The 18,305-nt window shown below is 38.8% G+C and carries 18 protein-coding genes; 11 read left to right on the top strand and 7 right to left on the bottom strand.

Annotation, left to right across the window (positions count from 1 at the left end; all coding sequences use genetic code 11):
- The first annotated feature begins 53 nt into the window (after nucleotides 1–53).
- Together AB657_RS16090 and AB657_RS16085 are read left to right on the top strand one after the other, a co-directional pair.
- Entirely contained in the window at nucleotides 54–1,649 is a 1,596-nt protein-coding gene (locus tag AB657_RS16090; protein ID WP_047247436.1) for an amidohydrolase family protein, read from the top strand.
- A 110-nt stretch (nucleotides 1,650–1,759) separates the two neighbouring features.
- The gene (locus AB657_RS16085; protein WP_047247435.1) at nucleotides 1,760–2,953 is read left to right on the top strand and encodes a proline dehydrogenase family protein; all 1,194 of its coding nucleotides are present in this window, start codon (nucleotides 1,760–1,762) and stop codon (nucleotides 2,951–2,953) included.
- Between the two features lie 117 nt (nucleotides 2,954–3,070).
- Here the strand turns inward: AB657_RS16085 and AB657_RS16080 are convergent, their stop codons facing one another.
- From AB657_RS16080 to AB657_RS16050, 6 genes are all read right to left on the bottom strand, one after another.
- Nucleotides 3,071–3,838 carry a sigma-70 RNA polymerase sigma factor region 4 domain-containing protein gene (locus tag AB657_RS16080; RefSeq protein WP_047247434.1) on the bottom strand — a complete coding sequence of 256 codons (768 nt, stop codon included), beginning with the start codon at nucleotides 3,836–3,838 and terminating at the stop codon, nucleotides 3,071–3,073.
- 125 nt (nucleotides 3,839–3,963) lie between these two features.
- Entirely contained in the window at nucleotides 3,964–4,617 is a 654-nt protein-coding gene (gene upp, locus AB657_RS16075) for a uracil phosphoribosyltransferase (RefSeq protein ID WP_047247433.1), read from the bottom strand.
- Between the two features lie 149 nt (nucleotides 4,618–4,766).
- A complete protein-coding gene (locus tag AB657_RS16070; RefSeq protein ID WP_047247432.1) occupies nucleotides 4,767–7,421 on the bottom strand; it encodes a carboxypeptidase-like regulatory domain-containing protein in 2,655 nt (884 codons plus the stop codon).
- Between the two features lie 20 nt (nucleotides 7,422–7,441).
- A complete protein-coding gene (locus tag AB657_RS17755; RefSeq protein ID WP_084696446.1) occupies nucleotides 7,442–8,146 on the bottom strand; it encodes a GLPGLI family protein in 705 nt (234 codons plus the stop codon).
- A 547-nt stretch (nucleotides 8,147–8,693) separates the two neighbouring features.
- The gene (locus AB657_RS16055; protein ID WP_047247430.1) at nucleotides 8,694–9,335 is read right to left on the bottom strand and encodes a WG repeat-containing protein; all 642 of its coding nucleotides are present in this window, start codon (nucleotides 9,333–9,335) and stop codon (nucleotides 8,694–8,696) included.
- Between the two features lie 87 nt (nucleotides 9,336–9,422).
- Nucleotides 9,423–9,824 carry a hypothetical protein gene (locus AB657_RS16050; RefSeq protein WP_047247429.1) on the bottom strand — a complete coding sequence of 134 codons (402 nt, stop codon included), beginning with the start codon at nucleotides 9,822–9,824 and terminating at the stop codon, nucleotides 9,423–9,425.
- A gap of 91 nt (nucleotides 9,825–9,915) precedes the next feature.
- Here AB657_RS16050 and AB657_RS16045 point away from each other — a divergent pair, with 91 nt between their 5' ends.
- The 5 genes from AB657_RS16045 (at nucleotide 9,916) to AB657_RS16025 (ending at nucleotide 14,807) form a co-directional block, all read left to right on the top strand.
- Nucleotides 9,916–11,103: a PAS domain-containing sensor histidine kinase gene (locus AB657_RS16045; RefSeq protein WP_047247428.1), complete on the top strand. Its 1,188-nt coding sequence runs from the start codon at nucleotides 9,916–9,918 to the stop codon at nucleotides 11,101–11,103.
- Nucleotides 11,075–12,121 (top strand): response regulator, encoded by a 1,047-nt coding sequence (locus tag AB657_RS16040; RefSeq protein ID WP_047247427.1) that lies wholly within the window; start codon nucleotides 11,075–11,077, stop codon nucleotides 12,119–12,121. The genes AB657_RS16045 and AB657_RS16040 overlap by 29 nt, the downstream gene beginning before the upstream one ends.
- A gap of 104 nt (nucleotides 12,122–12,225) precedes the next feature.
- Entirely contained in the window at nucleotides 12,226–13,071 is an 846-nt protein-coding gene (locus AB657_RS16035; protein WP_047247426.1) for a universal stress protein, read from the top strand.
- A gap of 19 nt (nucleotides 13,072–13,090) precedes the next feature.
- Nucleotides 13,091–13,939, top strand: a complete 849-nt coding sequence (locus tag AB657_RS16030; protein WP_047247425.1) for a universal stress protein — start codon at nucleotides 13,091–13,093, stop codon at nucleotides 13,937–13,939.
- A gap of 28 nt (nucleotides 13,940–13,967) precedes the next feature.
- Entirely contained in the window at nucleotides 13,968–14,807 is an 840-nt protein-coding gene (locus AB657_RS16025) for a universal stress protein (protein ID WP_047247424.1), read from the top strand.
- Between the two features lie 32 nt (nucleotides 14,808–14,839).
- On the opposite strand, the gene trxA is transcribed toward AB657_RS16025, so the two are convergent.
- Entirely contained in the window at nucleotides 14,840–15,139 is a 300-nt protein-coding gene (gene trxA, locus AB657_RS16020) for a thioredoxin (protein ID WP_047247423.1), read from the bottom strand.
- Nucleotides 15,140–15,252: 113 nt separating this feature from the next.
- Between trxA and AB657_RS16015 the strand changes: the two genes are divergently transcribed.
- The 4 genes from AB657_RS16015 to AB657_RS16000 all read left to right on the top strand — a co-directional run bounded on the left by AB657_RS16015 (nucleotide 15,253) and on the right by AB657_RS16000 (nucleotide 18,285).
- Nucleotides 15,253–16,089, top strand: coding sequence for a universal stress protein (locus AB657_RS16015; protein ID WP_047247422.1), 837 nt, complete (start codon nucleotides 15,253–15,255; stop codon nucleotides 16,087–16,089).
- Nucleotides 16,090–16,092: 3 nt separating this feature from the next.
- Nucleotides 16,093–16,947, top strand: a complete 855-nt coding sequence (locus AB657_RS16010; RefSeq protein ID WP_047247421.1) for a universal stress protein — start codon at nucleotides 16,093–16,095, stop codon at nucleotides 16,945–16,947.
- Nucleotides 16,948–17,009: 62 nt separating this feature from the next.
- A complete protein-coding gene (locus AB657_RS16005; protein ID WP_047247420.1) occupies nucleotides 17,010–17,849 on the top strand; it encodes a universal stress protein in 840 nt (279 codons plus the stop codon).
- 25 nt (nucleotides 17,850–17,874) lie between these two features.
- Nucleotides 17,875–18,285, top strand: a complete 411-nt coding sequence (locus AB657_RS16000; protein WP_047247419.1) for a hypothetical protein — start codon at nucleotides 17,875–17,877, stop codon at nucleotides 18,283–18,285.
- Nucleotides 18,286–18,305 lie beyond the last annotated feature (20 nt).

The following is an 18,305-nucleotide window of genomic DNA, read 5'->3' as shown; positions in this document are numbered from 1 at the left end:
TTTTCATTGGACAGAAGTCGAATAAAACAACATAACCAAAATCTAAATTTAGTATGAAAAACCTAAAAAATCGATTCGCATTAGTTATCTGCTTTTTATTAGTAGTGAGCGCTCATGCCCAAATTGCAAAAGCTCCTGACCGCCAAGAGGGCGAAGGACCGTGGTCTCAATTGATCATTAGGGGCGCTACTTTGATCAACGGTACCTTGGCCCCTCCTATTGGCCCTGTGGACATTGTGGTGGAAAAAAACAAGATCGTAGAGGTAAAGACCGTGGGTTACCCCGGGGTTCCGATCAAAGAATCTAGGCGGCCAAAACTAAAACCGGGCGGTAAAGAGCTGAATGCAGAGGGGCTCTATATACTACCGGGGTTTGTAGACTCGCACGCACATATAGGAGGTAAATCGCAAGGTACACCTGCAGAATACGTGTTTAAATTATGGATGGGACATGGTATTACTACCATCGTAGATCCAAGTAGCGGTAATGGCATTGATTGGGTTCTTGATGCCAAAAAGAAAAGTGCCCAAAACAAAATAACGGCACCCAGAATAAAGGCCTACACCGCTTTTGGACAAAATAGCAAAGAACCTATTGCTACGGAAGAACAGGCTAGGGAATGGGTGCGCAACAATGCCAAAATAGGTGCCGACGGAATCAAGTTTTTTGGTGCCTCCCCTACGGTAATGGCAGCTGCATTGGACGAAAACAAAAAACTGGGCCTCCGTTCCAAAATGCACCACGCACAACTTTATGTAGGCAGCTGGAATGTATTGAACAGTGCCAGGGCCGGACTTACTTCTATGGAGCATTGGTATGGTTTGCCAGAAGCGCTTTTTGATGACAAAACGGTACAGAACTATTCTTTGGATTACAACTACCAAAATGAACAAGATCGTTTTGGCGAGGCAGGTCAGTTATGGAAACAGGCAGCAGCACCTTACAGCGAGAAATGGAACAGTGTAATGAACGAGCTTCTGGAGCTAGATTTTACCCTATCGCCCACCTTTGTGATCTATGAGGCAAATCGTGATCTGCAACGGGCCCGTAGAGCGGAGTTCCACGAAGAATACACCTTACCTTCCCTATGGGAATTTTATGCACCCAGCAGAGAATCGCATGGTTCTTATTGGCACGATTGGGGAACCGAAAAAGAAATTGAATGGAAAGAAAATTATAAGCTTTGGATGACCTTCGTAAACGAATATAAGAATCGCGGAGGAAGGGTCACCGTAGGTACCGATGCCGGTTTTATCTATGAACTATATGGTTTTGCCTATCCCCGTGAAATGGAACTGTTAAGAGAGGCTGGTTTCCATCCGTTAGAGGTAATCAAGGCCGCTACCCTGAACGGAGCTGAAGCTTTGGGTATGGACGATAAAATAGGTTCTGTGGAAGTAGGCAAACTGGCCGATTTCGTAATCGTAGAGGAAAATCCTTTAGAGAACTTTCAGACCTTGTATGGAACAGGCGCCGTAAGACTAACTGAAGACAACAAAGTAGTGCGTGCAGGTGGTGTTAAATACACTGTAAAAGACGGTATTATCTATGACGCAAAAAAACTCTTGGAAGATGTTAAGGAAATGGTCCGAAAAGAAAAGGCTAAAACCAACTATAAAATAACCCAACCGGGAACGGACAAATACTAAAGCCCTACGATAGTGGGCCTGCACTTGGCCCACTATTTTAAAGGAGCATACCTCCATTCTGAATGGAATAAAAAAACCATGAAAAAGAAAACAAAGAAAGATTTATTGCCATGCATAATGTGATAAATTTTGAAAACACGGAAAATGCCTTTCACTATAAATCGGACCGAAAATTAAGAAAGGCAGCATTTATTTACACTATTATTAGTAAGGCTTGGCTGGTTAAATTGGCCAAGCCTACTACTAATTTTCTGTTACGTATCGGTTTTCCGATAGATCCCTTCTTAAAACATACCGTTTTTGAGCAGTTTTGTGGAGGTGAAACCATATCGAGTTGCCAGACAACCGTAAACGATTTATACAAAACAGGCAAGGTTCATTCCATACTGGATTACTCGGTAGAGGGCAAAACGGACGAAGCTTTTTTTGACCATACATTGCAAACCATGTTAGAAGTCTGTAAGCATGCCATGGATTCAAAGGCTATCCCTTTTTTGGTTTTTAAGCCCACTGGATTGGGCCGATCGGAAATTTTCGAAAAAATATCGGCCAACGAAACCATGACTACAGAAGAAATAGAAGAATGGCATAGAATTACACAAAGATTCGACACACTTTGTAGTAGGGTAGCTACCACCGACCACCTTAAGATCATGATAGACGCCGAAGAGTCGTGGTTACAGAATGCCGTTGACCTTCTGGTTGAAAAAATGATGCTTAAACACAACGTTGAAAGAACGGTGATATACACTACCGTTCAAATGTACCGTTGGGACCGGTTGAAATACCTACAGCATTTACACGCCTTTGGAAATGACAACAATATTAGAATAGGCATTAAATTGGTAAGGGGCGCCTATATGGAAAAGGAGAGGGAACGCGCCAGAATAAAAGGTTATAAAAGCCCGATCTGTTCCGATAAACGGGTTACCGATCTTAACTTTGACGATGGAATTTCTTTTGCTATGGACCACTTGGAAGTATTTGATATTTTTATAGGAACCCATAACGAGATCAGTTGTAGGATACTTATCAAAAAGTTAATGGAACGGGGCTTAAAGAATGATGACCCACGCATATGGTTCGGACAACTATATGGTATGAGCGACCATATTAGCTATAACCTATCTGCCAACGGATATAATACTTCTAAATACGTACCTTTTGGCACTTTAAAAGAGGTTATACCCTACCTGTTCAGAAGAGCGGAGGAAAACACCTCGGTAGGTACCCAAACCTCAAGGGAGCTGTCTTTGATCAAAAAAGAAATCAAGAGAAGAAAAAAAGTAGCTGTCGCCCAATAAGTGACAGTAATGGAAATTTTATTGGTGCAATGCAATGTTACCATAAATGATAAAAGGCACTACCCTTCTGGGGTAACTGCCTTTTATCTCCATCTAAAAACAATCTTTTGTAAGACCTTAGTTACTATCTATCAGAAATCTTTTATTAAAACTATCCTTTAATATTTTTCTGGCCCTTTTTAAAAGTTCCGATACCTCATCACTGGACACCTTTTTAATATGGGCTATTTCTTCGGTGGTAAAACCTTGATCGTTGTACAACTGAAAAACAGTTCTCATGGGCAATGCCATTTTATGCAACACAAAGTTGATATGACGGTCTATACGTTCTTTGTTCAGCGTTTTATCCAGTTTTTCTGCCAGTTCTTTTTCCTCATGGGTTACGAACACATGATCTAAGGTGTAATTATTCTTAGAATAAGATATGTCGTCCAACTCATCGATCATCATAAGATCACCATCGCCATCGGTACTAAAATCCTCTTCCATAGCGTCCCATTCAGGTTTGGAATACTTGTCTATATTATCAAAAAAGACACTATCGAACTGTTCTTCGGTCAAACTATCGTCCAACAATTCATCCACCTTTTTATATAAAAACGGAACCAGTTCTTTTTCGTTCTCTATTTCGTCTATATGATCGTACAATTCTATGAATAGCTGGTCCGTAAAATCTCCGGGAGAAAACATATCGCTATTCAATTCTCCCCTTACTACGGCCGCTTTTAACCTAGAGGCAACATATTTCTTTACTTCGGGCAGTATTTCCAACAACGCCTTATTAAAATCCTCACGGTTATCCTGCTTCTTATAGGTCACCAATTTCCCATAGGCCTGTGCCACCAAGACCCGAAAACCTCCTTTATCTAATACCTCTTCTTTCATGATGCGTATTATTTAGTATTGTGTTCATAAAAGTGCGAACTTCTTTAAAGAAAGAAAATGATATATGTCAGTCAAAGAATTAAAACCCTTGACTTCCGTATTCAGGAAATACAAAAAGCACCAAACTACATCTTGATTCCGAAAGCCAAATCACCGGCGTCTCCCAACCCTGGTAATATATAGCCCCTTGCATTTATATCTGGATCAACCGCCGCGATCCATAAATGCGTATTTTCGGGAAACACTTTTTTAATATAATCGACTCCTATTACCGAACCTATTACCGCAACTATGTGTATCTGAGCCGGGGTGCCATAAGGCTCTAAAGCCTTTAGCACATTTTCCATGGTTTTGCCCGTGGCCAACATTGGATCAGAGAGCACCAAAACCTTACCTTCTAACGAGGGGGTCGCAAAGTACTTGACGATCACCTCAAAATCGTCCTCATTGTTTTTATGCTCGCGATAGGCGGAGACAAACCCGTTCTCTACCTTGTCAAAATAATTAAGAAGGCCCTGATGTAAGGGTAGGCCCGCCCTTAAAATGGAACACAGCACCAAGTTTTCTTGCGGTAAGGCCATTACCTTTTCTCCCAAGGGCGTCTGCACCGTTGTATCCGAATATTGCAAGGTCTTGCTCATTTCATACCCTAATACTTCACCTATTCTTTCGATATTTCGGCGAAACCTCATGGCATCTTTCTGGACATGTACATCTCGCATTTCTGAAACAAACCTGTTTAAAAGCGAATTGTCTTTTCCTATATTATGAATGGTCATTACTTAAAAATTTTGCTTTTAAGTTACGGTTTTCATGAAAATAACCTTGTTGCAACGGCGAGAATAAAACTACAAAATAGTTCTCCCCAAAAACACCTTTGTATTGGCCCCTCTGTTATTTTACCAAGAAGCCATCACAATAGATCCGCTTACAGCTTATAATTTAAATTTACCATTACGATTCTGGGAAAAACACGTCTTCTGTGTTCCATAAAATAGAGGGAGTTATACTGATTTGAAGTTTGACTAATATTGTTGCCCAAGTTATAAGCCTCTACACCTATTTCGAAAGGGGAATCTTCTTTATGATAAAACACCTTGGCCCCTATCAAATTAAAATATGAACTGTTGGATTGGCTCTTATTGCTATAAAAATTTTGAAAAAATGACATCTCAAATTTCCAATCTACATAATCATAAGATGCCGAAAAATCCACATCGGTCGTAAAAGTCCTATTCTCAAAATATGGATTCGAATATTTATAAAAAGAGTTGTTCATTGTAAGTTCTATGTTTGGAGATTCTTCAAATTCTGTCCGAAACCTAAGATCAGTATTCACGTTTACAGAATTATTGAACGTTTGTTCCCCGTTAAAAATAGAAATGCCATTCTTATAAAAATAGGTATTGTACAAAGACACCCCCCAGTACTTTCTTTTGTAGCTGCCATTTACGGACACATCGTAAGAATCTGTACTATTATCCAGTTGGTAAGAAGACACTCCAACAGCAATACCGTCCGATGTTATATTTTGGATAATAGGTTCTTTATGTTTTCTATATCCGAGCTTTGTATACAAACTAAAGCCATAGGCCTTTGTCGCGGAAAATGACAACAAGGCCCTTTCTGTTGTTGTCTGCATCAAATAAGGATTTCCTTCTGTAATTAAATTGAAATCGGTAATCGTATTTCCGGAAAGTCTGGAGTTAAGGCGTGGATTTGAAACGGACATGTTATAGGAGAGTTCCAAACTTTTTTTCTCATCAAAATTCCATTCGATCTTTCCCACGGGAAGTATATTGTTCTCATAGTACGTATTCTCATAAAGTGCGTGGCGATCTTTCCAAAACACATTCTGAAAAACCACGCCAAAATCGACAATAACGGGTTTGCCTATATACCATTTATGGGTCACCGAAGTATTCAATTCATTCAGAAGACTACCAAAATCGTTTGAAAACCTACTAATGAAGGTATATTGTGGTTGCCCCGTATCTTGAACGGCAAAATTATCGAGGCTGCTCTTTTGTAATTTGGCATTAAAGCCAAAAGTAATAATGTTAGTTCTAAAAGGTCTATAATGATGTTTTAAATCCAAGTCAAGGTTAGTATATTTTCTTTCTCCTTCATCTATCACTTTATAGGTATCCACCTCCGATAATGGTATGGATTCCGAAAAAATATCATAGGCACTGTTCCACCTATTTGTATAAAATTCCCTATTGTCATAAAAGCTCAACTTGGCAGAGGATACGTTTTTTCCCGAAAACCATTTATCAACATTGGCATTCATTAAAAACCGTTCTCCTTGTTGGGTATTTTGTACGGTATAGTGCCTTGTATCTTCCGCATTGTCAGATATATTTATCCCATCCGATTCAAGATCACTTTTATCAAAGGCAACATCCAATTTTACAACGGTATACAAATCCGGGGTGTATTTGTATTTCATCTTTCCATAATAGATCTTATTGTTGCCCGTAAGATTTTTTATCCTGTTCTCTATATCTTGTGAGGGTTGGTACGTATAATTGTACATATCCTCGTTTAACGTCCTATCGGACATACCTAGCGCAAATGCCCTAAACTCGTGTATATCATTGGGGTTGTACTGAAAGTTATACCCACCAAAATAATGGTTGTTATCATAATAATCGGTGTTCTGCAAAAACTTCCCTATCGGCGAATCATACACATCTATAATACCCTGTATATCTTTCTCGCCATCTATAGCCAGGTAATCGGATAAAGTAAAAGACCTAGTTGGCGTATTGTTCATATCACCAATAAGATTGTGCACCACGGTAGGGGAGTATTTAAAGATACTTGGATGAAACCGATATCTATCCTTATATCCGACACCGGCTTCTATATCCCCAAAAAGAAAGTTTTCTTTCCCTTCTTTTAGCTTTATGTTCATGACAAGTTCGTCCGAATTTTCAAACTCTTTCAAAAAAGGGGTTTCGTTGTAGTCCTCTATCATTTGAACTTCGCTCACGACATCTGCCGGAATGTTTTTGGTGGCCATTTTAGGCTGTCCCGTAAAAAATGTCCTGTCCTCTACCATCACCGCTCCTACTTTTTTGTTCTTAAAGAAAACGTCCCCTTCCTTATTTACATAGATTCCGGGAAGTTTTTTTAAGACCGCTCCAAGTTTTCTTTCTTTTCCGTTAACAAAGGCATCTACTTGATAAGAAGTCGTATCTTTTTTAACCTTTATAGGGGGTGTATAATTGACTACCACTTCTTGCAACTCGTTCAAAGCTTCTTTCAGCACATAGTCCCGGGTTGTGTTGTTCTGTATAAATACGATGGTTTCTTTCAAAGGTTCAAAACCCATAAAGGTTATATTCAATGTATATTCGATATTTTTTTGAACATTTATTCTGAACCCGCCATCTTTACCCGACACCGCAAAAGAGAGGGGAATGGTCCGATCTTGCGGGTATAGTACTATATTGGCTCCTTCCAGCACATTACCTTCTATATCTTTTACCGTTCCAGAAAAAGTAGTTTTTTCTTGGGCCAAACAGCTTACAACGACCAATAGTGCCGAAATATGAATAAAAAAACGAGATAACATCTAATAACGATAGCGTATTATTAATCTTCGGTTACCTTTCTTGCTCTTCTCATTAAAATATGTTTTTCATCGGTGGTAATTACCCTACCCGGCTTTATCTTTTCTATTGGCTTAATGCCTTTTGCAGGATTTAGGGTTACCTTATCCGCAACAATGATAATATGACTACGCTCTAATTGCAGAATAAGCCCGGGAAGACCTCCAAACCCCGACGGCCCATAAGGCACAGGTATTTCTGGAGTGTACCAAGCCTCTATAGTAAACTCGTTTTCGGTATAATATTGCACGTGGTGTTGCGTGGCTTTGTAACAGGTATAACCACCTATGCTCTTGGTCTCGTTATGTAGTGTCCACCCGTTCATTCTATCGTTAAAGGAGACTATATACATAGAGTCCTTTATTTTTTTGTTTCTGTAAGCTGTGTTCTTTTTCGCATCTTGGTACCATGATCTGTCCGAAAAGGCAATTCCAGATGCTATTTTGGCCATAAACTCATCATGGGGGGCATGGGGCAGTTCCTCAAAAAAAGATTCTTTCGTATTATACCGCAATACATATTTCATGTCATTTATTTCAAGTGCCAATTTTCTGGCAAAATCCTTGTCCTTTTTTATAGTGGCTACATCATAATATATAGAATGGTACTCTACCACCCCTTCTTGAGAATATGCAAACCATGTTATTACAAGAAAAATAAATAAAGTAGTGTTTTTTATCATTATCATTTACGCTTTACTTAGAAAAAGAAGACCGTCGTTCCTTTTTGACGGTCTTCTAATTTTATTAAACAATAAAACTGTTCCGGCGAAACACAATGCTTATATGCCATTTCATTATTATCAACCAATCCTACATTAATAGTTTCTTGAGTATTTGCAATGAATGGAACCAGAAAAAGAAAAATGATTATTTTATATCCGAGTTCATTGACTTTCAAATGTACCTTACCTTGTTTTGTTTTGTAAATACAGCTAGAAATAAAAGACTTGTTCCACATAGTCAAAACGTTTATTGTTCCACAATGTGTCTTAAAACCTCTTTAAAAGTAAGAAAAAACATAATAAAAAAACTCAGTACAGGACCCAAAACATACACTGTACGTTCCCCCTGTTAAAATATATGCTTCCCTTTATATTTTATAGCGAAAAAAATAGTTGACACCTGTCTTTTTAAAACAAAAAAAGCAGGCCTACATACTACAGCAGACCTGCTCTTAAAAAAGAACATAATACCAGATTATCTTGGGGCCACGCCCAACACCCTCTTACTTTTTTAATTTTTGGTATCCAACTTACGTATCTCCCAACCTTTATCTTGTTTGTGTATGGCCACTAACCCCTTATTCAATATTTTTGCCCCTATATCTGGCATTTTATACCTTTTTACGGTCATTTGAATATGGTCTCTTTTTTCGAAATAATCGGTTATTTCACCTTGGGTGTTTACCATGACATCAAAGAATTTATAGTCATAGATCTTTAACTTAAACTCATTTTCGCCCCTAAAGGTCTTATCGAACAACACCCCGGTTGTAACCCCGTTCTCAAACGGATAAATATTTAAAAATTGGGGTTCTATGACGGTCTCTCCCTTGTTGTTTATAAAGCCGAATACGGGCACCCCATCCTCTACCTTTTTCACTATCATGCAAAGTCCTTCGTTAAAGACAGGATATTTGACCGCAGCGACATCTTCTTTTGATAGGTCTGCATTTTTGTTCCAATAAATATCGTCCCTAAAATCGATGACCAATGTACCTTGATCATTTATAAACCCCCATTGCTCCCCTTGCCGCACAGCGGCCAAGCCCTCGCTAAAAGGAGCGATCTCGTCAATATTACCAATTGTTTGAGCGGATAAGGCAGTAGTGAACATAAGCACTATCAGCCCCCATAATTTTCTGCTATTTTTCATGATTCATTTTTTTTTAAAGTGTCCACTAATGTAATTTGTTGCTATTGAGAATACTATGACCTTTATCAGCCTTCATTATTTTTTGATCTACCTGAACAGTATTTCGATCTTTGCCAATAATATCAGTTCCGATTTGTTCTTGCCCGCAAAGGCATTTGCCATGGCATTGCCCGTATCCATCACTAAACGCTTTATTTCGGGTGTAAATTTATCTTTGTGTTCTTCATAAAACTCCACAAACTCGTCATAGCACTCATCTGCATCTATCTCATTGGCGAACAACCAATCAAAGGCGGTCTCTATCAAAAAGGCGGCATCGGTGCCAAATTCATCTTCTATCTCATCTATATCCAACCAATAACTACGTATAAAAGACCTCAAATGCTCTATTTCTTTGGTATGCACGTTGCCATCTATACTTGCGACGGCATAAAAAAGTTTGCCCAGGTTTTCATACAAGGCTATACCCGTATTTTCCGAATTCATCATAACATTAAATTTATGGGTTACTTGATGGGAAAAATAACATGATAATTCTTACTTTACTATGATAAGTATCAGTTTAATATTATCTTGTAGAATGCCAATGTTTCAAAAAAACAGTGATATATTCAATATTTTGGCCGAAGGTATTTCGGAGGGTATTATTGTGGTGAATACCAAACAAATAATCGTGGCCACCAATACTTCTGCAGAGCAGCTTTTTGGATACGAAAAAGATGAGCTTATAGGCAAATCATTGAACGTGATCATCCCTACCCGGTATCATAGTCAACATACGAGCCATGTTTCAAATTTTATAGATAAAGGCAAAAAAAGACGAATGGGCCAGGGTATGGATCTGAACGGTCTTCGTAAAAACGGGGAAGAATTTCCGGTAGAAGCCGGTCTTAACCCTTTTAAAATTTATGGTGACACTTATGTGCTGGCCTTGGTAACCGACATTACCGAAAGAAAAAATTACACCCTAAAACTGGAACAGACCGTACAGGAACGTACCAAACAATTAACAGAGGCCCTCATTAAAGAAAAAGAACTCAATGAACTTAAAACAAGGTTTTTATCATTGGTGTCGCACGAATTTAAAACGCCCCTTAGCGGTATTCTTACTTCTATAACCCTTTTGTCCAAATACACAAAAACCGAACAGCAAGAAAAACGGGACAAGCACATTGCTACCATAAAGTCTAAAGTTCGCCAACTAAATACCATATTAAGCGATTTTCTTTCTGTAGAACGATTAGATTCGGGTAAAGTAAATTACAACATAGAAAAGTTTGCGTTGAGCAAATTGATCAACGAGGTCATATACGATGCCAATATGTTGCTAAAGACAGAGCAACATATTCAATACCCCGATAATATTGATGAAGTACAAATTACGTTCGACGAAAAAATATTGGGCCTGGCGCTATCCAACTTAATAAACAACGCCATAAAATATTCCCCTGAACAGACAACGATCAAAATTATCTTTAGAAGAGAAGCGGAGTATATTTACCTAGAGGTTATAGATCAAGGTATAGGTATTCCTAAATCTCAACAAAAGCATATTTTTGACCGTTATTTCCGGGCCGAGAATGCCTTATTGAGCCAAGGTACTGGTATAGGCCTAAATATTGCAAAACAACATTTGGAAAATCTGGGGGCAAGTCTTTATTTTGAAAGCGAAGAAAATGTAGGTTCTACCTTTACGATCCGTATTCCCAAAAACCAAGAAACCAAGAAACCAAAAGATGATGAAGAAACTTTTACTGATCGAAGATGACAGGGTTCTCAGAGAAAACACGGCAGAACTTTTAGAACTTTCAGATTATACCGTACTTACCGCCCCCAATGGCAAAGCCGGTATTACCGCTGCCAAAGAGCATTTGCCAGACCTTATTATTTGCGATATTATGATGCCGGAAGTGGACGGGTACGGTGTTTTAGAAGATTTATCTTCGGATAGTAGTACACAGCATATACCTTTTATTTTTCTTTCTGCCATTACAGAACACAAAAGCATCCGAAAAGGAATGGATCTTGGTGCGGACGACTACCTTACCAAACCTTTTGAAGAAGAGGACCTGATCAGCGCAGTAGAAAGTAGGTTGGCAAAAGCGGCACTGCTTCAAAAGAATGGAGCCAAGGAAACAAAAGACGAAGACACCTATGAATTACGAGACCTAAACCAGCTCAAAAATTATTTTGACGATAATGGCGAGATTTTGGAATTTGAACAGGGCGATACCATATATGAAGAAGGGTCTAGATCACATACGGTTTACCTGATTACCCGCGGCACCGTAAAATGTCATACCGTAGACCCCGAAGGCAAAGAGCTAATTACATCGCTACACCGGGCAGATGATTTTTTAGGTTTTACTTCATTTATGCACAATACCCCTTATAAAGAATCTGCCAGTGCCCTAGAAAATGTGGAACTTGCCGCTATCTCTAAAGACGAACTAATGGGGATCTTAGAAAAAAACAGTTCGATCTCTTTAGAACTAATGGAACTTCTTTCGGGCAATATCACCGAGATAAAACAACAGCTTCTACAAATGGCCTATAGTTCTGTACGGAAAAAAACGGCCCAGACATTATTACAATTTGCCCAAATAATGAACAAGAGCGCAGATGACGCCATTAAAATATCTAGAAGCGACCTTGCCAGTGTGGCCGGTATTGCCCCAGAAAGCCTTATTAGAACCCTGTCCGGTTTTAAAAAGGAAGGGCTCATCGCCATCGAAGGTAGAAACATTCGCATACTTAAACTGAAAGAACTTCAAAACATAACATAACTTATTACTTCTTAATCATTTAACCAGATTTGTCCACCATGACAAATATCATAGGTTTTCTTTAGGCCCTCCTATATTTTTAGGGCATCATTAAAAGAAAATCAATGAAAAATTTACTGATCCCTACCGACTTTTCCAGTAATGCGGCCCATGCGATTTCGTATGCGCTCGACCTCTTTAAATGTGAGCGTGCGAACTTTTACTTTTTGCACACCTATGCGGATGAAGTTTATGAAGTAACCCATAATGTTGAAGATTCTTTTTTTGACAAACAGAAGAAAGCCATTGCCCTTAATTCTAAAAAACTTTTGGACGAGATCATCACCGAACAAAAAGAGAAAAGGCACAACCCTAGGCACCACTACGAATCCGTAGCCACTTTTGATTCTTTGGTAGATGGGGTCAATGCTTTTGTTAACCTCAAAAACATAGATCTTACCATAATGGGCACCAAAGGAAAAACGGCAGATAAAACGGTAACTTTCGGTAGCCATACGATACAGGTATTTAAGTATGTAAACTGCCCAGTACTGGCGGTACCCGACCAGTACGCTTACAACCCGCCAAAAAAAATATTGTTTCCAACAGATTATATGGTCCCCTACAAACGTAGAGAGCTAAAACTTCTTGATACCCTGGCCGCCCGTTACAAATCTGAAATACACACTTTATATATTTCAGACTTCGAGGATTTGAGCCACAGGCAATCGGACAACAAAAAATTTTTAGAAGCTTCACTGCCCAATGCCATGATACACTCTAAAAGAACCTCGGTAAAGAACAGGGCCGAGGCGATCATGGACTATATGGACCAAAACAATATGGACCTTTTAACCATGGTAAATTCTCGACATTCTTTTCTAGAGGATATGTTATACCGTTCTACGGTAGATCAAATTGCATTGTATACCCCTATTCCATTTTTGGTTTTGCAAAACTTGCCCCGCTAACTTAAAAAAGGTACGTACTATGAAAAAAATATTATTGACAACAGACTTTTCAGACAACGCGTGGAATGCCATTTTTACGGCGTTAAAACTTTTCGCTAACGAAAAATGTGAATTCACCATATTGCATGCCTACGAACCGTCTATGCTAAATCTTCTTGACAATAAAAGTCAAAAAAGATTGGGCGTTATCTACGACTCGCTTTCGCAGTACTCAGAACAAGAAATGCAAGAGGTTTTAAACTACTTGGAAACCAACCACCATAACCCAAACCATAGCGTTAATAGTGTTTCTAAGGCGGCCACGTTAACAGAAGCCATTGAAGAAGAGACCCAAGAAAAAGACATGGACCTGTTGATCATGGGCACGCAAGGGGCTACAGGGGCCAAAGAGGTCTTTATGGGCAGCAATACGGTAAAAGCCATAAAAACGGTAAAGAACATTCCTATTTTAACGGTACCGTCTGCCTATAATTTTCAACGGTTAAAAGATATCGTCTTTGCTACAGATTTTATGCAGCAGTATGAAAAACATGGCCTACAACCTTTAACAGACCTCGCGAAACTTTGGGATGCCAATGTCAAAATTGCCCATGTTGCCGTATCCTTTGCACTGAACGATATACAAAAGAAAAACAAAAGCGTGTTAGAACAACGCTTGAAAGGACTGAAACATGAATTTGTAGAAGTGCCGTTTACCACAAGCATATCTAACGCCTTGGATACCTATGTAGATACTATAGACGATGGTATCTTAAGTATTATAAGGCATCATCATACCTTCTGGCAAAAAGTTATTGGAGAACCGGTTATTAAAAAAATAGCCTTTCACTCCAACATACCCGTGTTGTTTTTACCAGAACATATTTAAACACCCACAAACTAACAATAGATAAGTCATGAAAAATATTATGATCCCCACAGATTTCTCGGAAAATGCCTGGAATGCATTGCTCTACGGAATCTCATTTTTTGAAAAAACACATTGTGTTTTTCATATTGTCCATGTAAGTTCAATGAATACCAATGCCAGTGGGGAAACACCTATGTATATTTCACCCGAAATATTGGAAGATTCATTATTAAAAGAGAGTATCGGTAAACTAAAAGAGCTCTTAGAAAGAATTCAACAACTACCCCTAAACCCCAAACATAAATTTGAGACAGTTGCCCTTTATGGTTTTTTAACCGACCATTTAAAGAAAGAGGCCAAAGAAAGAAAGATAGACCTCATTATTATGGGTACCAAGGGTGCTTCTGGCCTTAAATCGGTTTCCATAGGCAGCAACACCGGTAATGTTATCACCAAAGTGCCCTGCACCGTTTTGGCGGTACCCGAGAATAGCACCTATCACAGACCCGTAGAGGTGGGTTTCCCAAGCGACTTTCAACTAAGGTACAATGTTAAGATACTAGATACCATCCGTGATCTTATAACCCTTAAAAAATCTAGTCTAAGGTTCTTATATATTTCTATAAAGGGAGAAGAGCTTAGCGAACAGCAACAAAAGAACAAACAAATATTGGCCGATTATTTTAAAGATACCGAGCAATCCTTTCATATGATCACCGGTAAAAAAATAGATGCCGCGGTACAGTGTTTCGCAGAAAGCAGAAACTTGGATATGCTGGTCATGGTAGCCAAAAACCTAAACTTTTTAGAACGAATTCTTTTTAGGCCGACCGTAGAAAAGATAAGCTACCACACCAAAATTCCTTTCTTGGTGGTACATGAGTAAAAACTGCTACGTTAGATAAAAACCGGCAGTTGTTAAGCAAATTGCCTAACAACTGCCAAGATATCATTTTTTTGTAACACTCCAGATTGCCTCCAAAGCTGTTTTCCGTTCTTAAACAACATCATGGTGGGCACTCCCCTTACATTATATTTATTGGCCAATGGCTGATTTTTGTCCACATCTATCTTCACGATCTTTAAACCATCGCCCATATCGTCCTTTACTTGTTTAAGAATAGGAGCCAACATTTTACAGGGACCACACCAATCTGCAAAAAAATCTACCAGAACGGGTACATCCGAGTCGATAATCTCTTTGAATGAACTTTTCATTTTTCTACTATTAACAACACTAAGTTACTAAAATTAGAAAGAGGCTCAACTGACCAATATCATGGTTTTTGCAAAGTTAGACCCTTACATTTATGAAGTAAAATATTTTGATTATGAAACGAATTCTTTTACCTACCGATTTCTCTGACAACGCCTTGGAGTCCATAAAATATGGCTTACGGGCCTTTAAAGATGTAGAATGCACCTTTTTTCTATTAAACACCTACATGCCACCAGTTTACCACACAGAATATTTATTGGGAAGCCCGGGACAAATTGGTTTGGGAGATTTACTTCAAGAACAGTCCAGGACCGATCTTAAAAAATTAAAATCAAGATTGGAAGAAGAATTTGAAAATCCACTGCATACGTTCATCACCCGCTCTGCCTTTAATATACTCTCTAGTGAAATAAGATATGTGGTAGAGAAGGAAAATATAGATATGGTCATTATGGGTACCAAGGGAGCCACTGGTGCCAAAGAAATTTTTATGGGCAGTAATACGGTCGACGTAATCAAGAACACAAAATGCCCCGTACTTGCCATACCGGACGGGTTTGAGTACGAAGACCCCAAGATTATACTTTTTCCAACGGATTATGAAGTGGAATATGACGAACAAAAAATGTCTTCGCTTTTAGATATTGCCGATAAACATTTGTCTGAAATAAACGTAATGCACGTTTCTACCGGGCACGAACTTACCCCGATCCAGCAAAAAAATAAGACCGATCTAGAAAAACTATTGGGCTATAAAGCGTTGTTCCACGATGTTGGCAACGACGAAATAATATCTGCGATCAACAAATTTCAGATCAAGCAAAAAATTAACCTATTGGTCATGATCCAGAACAAACACACTTTTATAGAGCGTCTCTTTATAGAGCCCGTAATTAAAAAAATAGGATTTCATGTAACCATTCCCTTTATGGTAATACCTCAATTGTAAGCTATGGAAATTAGAAAAATACTGGTAGCCACCGATTTTTCGGACGAGGCCTATAACGCACTCTTTAATGCCACCCAAATTTGGGCCATGCAAGAGTGTACTTTTTATATTCTTAATGTTTATGACGAGGCCACGCCTTTGACAGGCACGCACAAGGTCCCCTTAATGGGCAAAAAAAAGTTGGAGAAACTACAAAAGGAGTCCGTTGAGGGCCTAACAAAAATATCGCACAGAATTACCTTGGACACGGGTAACGAAAACCATACGTACCATACTATATCCAAACGGGGTACATTGGCCACGGTAATACCAAAGACGGTTCAAAATCTTGCGATCGATTTGGTAGTAATGGGCAATAAGGGAAAAACAGGTGCCAAAGAAATTTTTATGGGCAGCAATACCCTAAAAGTGGCCGGCAGCATACATCAATGTCCCCTGTTGGCGATTCCGAAGGGTATAGATTATAAACCACAAAACAATATTGCATTCGTAACCGATTATAAAAAAGGGTGCAACGCCAAAACCTTGGCCCCGCTTTTGTCGGTGGCCACTACTACCAAAGCCCCCATTAACGTCATGCATATTGCAAGTGAGGAAAAACTGGATGCAGTGCAGATATCCAACCAAAAATTACTGGAGATCTGTTTAAAAGATGTGGAGCACTCGTTTCATCAAGTTCTGGAATTTGACGATAAGGCAAAGGTTATTGATAGTTTTATAGAGACCCACAGTATTACCATGCTGGCCATGGTGTACATGAAAAGAAGTTTTATGGAACGTTTGTTACGCGAACCGGTCATAAAAGATATTAGTCTGTATGCGAAATCTCCTTTTCTGATACTGCCTATGAGAGAGTGACAATTGTCATAGTAATTCTGGTGACCGACAGTTATTTTTAAGAAACATATAAAAATAATGTCATGAACAAACAGATTCTTATACCTACCGATTTCTCTAAGAATGCCTTGAATGCCGTGAGGTATACCATAGATCTGTATTCAAAGCTAAACTGTGATTTTTACTTACTGAACGTTCTTGACTTTGAACGCTACACTACAGAGAATTTAATAATTCCAGAATCTGGTAGCGCCGCGTTTGAGTTGGCAAAAGAAGATACGGAAAAGAAATTTCAAAAGTTACTGCATACACTGGCATTACATAACGATAACCCCAAACATCGTTATCATACCATTACAACCCTAGATTTCTTGTTAGAGGCCATGAAAAAGATAATTACCGAAAAGGATGTTGATCTGGTTGCCATGGGCACCAAGGGCGCTACAGGATCAAAAAAGGTTTTCTTTGGAAGCAATACGGTAAATGCCATGGAAAAAATAAGGGAATGCCCCGTATTGGCCATACCGGACGAAATCTCTTACACCACTCCCAAAGAAATTGTTTTCCCTACCGATTACAAAGCCAAGTTTAAACGCAAAGAGCTTAGCTATCTTATAGAAATAGGTAAAATGCACCATAGCAATATAGCCGTTTTACATCTCGACAAAAACAACGAACTAAGCGGTGACCAAGAGGCCAACAAGCAACTATTGAATACTATTTTAGAAGAGACGCCCCATAGCTTTCATGACCTTACAGAAAGTAATTTGGCTAAGGGGATACAAACTTTTATAGAAAGTAGAGATAGTAACATGATGGCCTTCATTAACCGCAAACATGTCTTTTTTGGTAGTGTGTTCTCTAAACCATTGCTAAAAGAAATAGGTTATGAAGCCACGGTACCCATATTGGCATTGCATTGATCCATTAACCATCTAAATATAGATTATGAAAAAAATAGGAATTTGGCTAGACAGTAAACAGGCATATATCGTACAGGTGTCCGACAACGAAGACTCCTTAAAGACCATTAGCTCGGGCATTGAGTTCTTTAACAGGACCAGCACTGGGGGATCTAGGGTTAAATGGGGAGGAACCCAAGATATTAACCATGAACGAAAATATCTTGAAAAAGAAAAAAAACAGTTTAAAGAATATTTTAAAACCATCGCGAACGCTGTGAAAGATGTAGATGAACTAGCTCTTTTTGGCCCAGCGGATATCAATGAAAAATTTAAAAAGGAACTATCGGAAAACTACAAGTCCATAGCTGATAAAGTAACTGCCGTAGAAAAGGCGGACAGTATGACAGAAAACGAGACCCGGGCCTTGATACGGGACTTTTTTAGACATAGATAGTTGGTTTGGAAATGTCTAAA

Source organism: Maribacter thermophilus (assembly GCF_001020565.1).
Taxonomy (GTDB): Bacteria; Bacteroidota; Bacteroidia; order Flavobacteriales; family Flavobacteriaceae; genus Maribacter; species Maribacter thermophilus.
Note: the sequence above shows the minus strand (reverse complement) of the source record. Positions and strands in the feature narration are given on the sequence as shown.